Origin of the sequence: Candidatus Kurthia intestinigallinarum (assembly GCF_003991225.1) — a bacterium.
GTDB lineage: Bacteria > Bacillota > Bacilli > Bacillales_A > Planococcaceae > Kurthia > Kurthia populi.
On the sequence record NZ_JTFC01000188.1, the window covers coordinates 1 to 1,524 of the forward strand.

General features: G+C 30.0%; 3 protein-coding genes. 1 reads left to right on the forward strand and 2 read right to left on the reverse strand.

Annotation, left to right across the window (positions count from 1 at the left end; genetic code table 11):
- Together QI30_RS19660 and QI30_RS19665 are read right to left on the reverse strand one after the other, a co-directional pair.
- Positions 1-197 (reverse strand): hypothetical protein (locus tag QI30_RS19660; RefSeq protein WP_148113922.1); only part of this gene is annotated, 197 nt, incomplete at its 3' end.
- A 37-nt stretch (positions 198-234) separates the two neighbouring features.
- Complete coding sequence (locus tag QI30_RS19665) at positions 235-1,026, reverse strand: abortive infection family protein (protein WP_126992141.1); 792 nt, start codon at positions 1,024-1,026, stop codon at positions 235-237.
- Positions 1,027-1,199: 173 nt separating this feature from the next.
- On the opposite strand from QI30_RS19665, the gene QI30_RS21045 reads away from it, so the two are divergent.
- Positions 1,200-1,524, forward strand: a 325-nt coding sequence (locus tag QI30_RS21045) for a chlorophyll a-b binding domain-containing protein (protein ID WP_233600653.1), incomplete at its 3' end; no start/stop codon positions are given.

Consider the following 1,524-nt stretch of genomic DNA (forward strand, 5'->3'; position numbering starts at 1 on the left):
TGTTGTGTAATTAAATGATGAAGATACAGTTCTAACGATTCAAAATCTAACTTTAATAAATGTTCATCGCAAAACGCCTGGAACTGTTTAAAGTCAGATTGATATTGCATCAACTTTTGTTGTTGGATTTTCTGCAGCGTTTCATCTTTTTGTTTGGTCATTTTATATTGCTGCAAAGAAAATAGAGTTTCTTCCATAGTATAAATCCTCTTTTCCTACCAGTTGTGTAGAGACCTAAAAAGCATACTCTGCATCCATTTCAATTTCATCAACAAATTTCAAAAGTGAGATGACATGATTGCAAATCAATTTACTCTCATTCTTATTTAAAATTACATTGTCATGAGCATAACTTTCCGTATTTCTAACATGATTAAAGTTATTTAATACATTCATGTTCGCCTTAATAATTTGAAGAGTCATGTTTGATTGAACCCGACCAGAGGCTTCTAAATACTTTTGATATTTAGAAAACAATGTATGTAATGCGTCCTTCTGTTCATAAGCAATTCTATGTTTTTGACACAATGCTCTAAAGTATCTAACACTAAAAGTATGTAATCTATCTAAAGCTAATTCTGGCTGACCACCTAGTAATTTTTCTTTGATTTCAGCAGATAAAATTTGAATAGATTGATAATTTAAAACATCTACACTTATAATTGAATTAAGATCTTCAACTAAATTAGTCCCTTGTAAAATATCTAACGCCTTTTTACATTTTTCGTGTAAAAGTAACTCTTCATCACTAAACTCTTGACCATACGCTTGCTTATTCTCAAACCAATAAGCTAACATATCTGATAATAATTTATGAGTAATGTAGTCATCTTCTTTTTGCCAAAACAGTCGCAATCTCTTCGCTTTCGATAATGGAGCATTATATTGTCCATCAAAAATATCAATACCCGTTGATTCTAAAATAAAATTCTGAAAGGTCCTGTCGCTAAAATTTAATACATAACCTGTTTCCATCCCGAAAAGCTTTTCAAATAAACTAGTTTCTTTAATCTTTAACGAGCTCATTTCTCTCCCCCTACAAGTTGAAATTATACAAACATACGCTCTATTTATTATACCATCATCAACCTTAAACAAGCATTATTTTTTAAGGTCGAGAGAAGGAAAAGACTTCACATATTTTATTAGTCAATCCTCTTTCGTCATTGTAAAATATAGGGAGAAATAAATCGAAAGGTTTGATTTATATTTTATCCTTTTTAGAAAATGAACTGATTGCAATTTTAGCAGTCTTAGGGATTATTGTGCCTGCTTTATTTACGCTTTTCAGTGTAAATAATTATACGTCCTTTGATCGTAAATTAGTCCCTCGTAATAAAAGCTCTATCATTTATGTTAAACAGTTAATCGGAACATTTCTTTATATCATCCCGCTATTTATTGGTTCAGCTTATTATTTTGCTTTTCTCGGCTACAAATTCACTGGATTTATTATTATTTATTCAGTTATCTATCTAATATTCACAATCTATTTAGTGAGCAAAATTATTTCCCTTTGGAAAT

What these genes read in the sequence shown, in the direction of transcription:
- QI30_RS19665 (WP_126992141.1), bottom strand. Translation starts at nt 1,026, where the DNA reads ATGAGCTCGTTAAAGATTAAAGAAACTAGTTTATTTGAAAAGCTTTTC.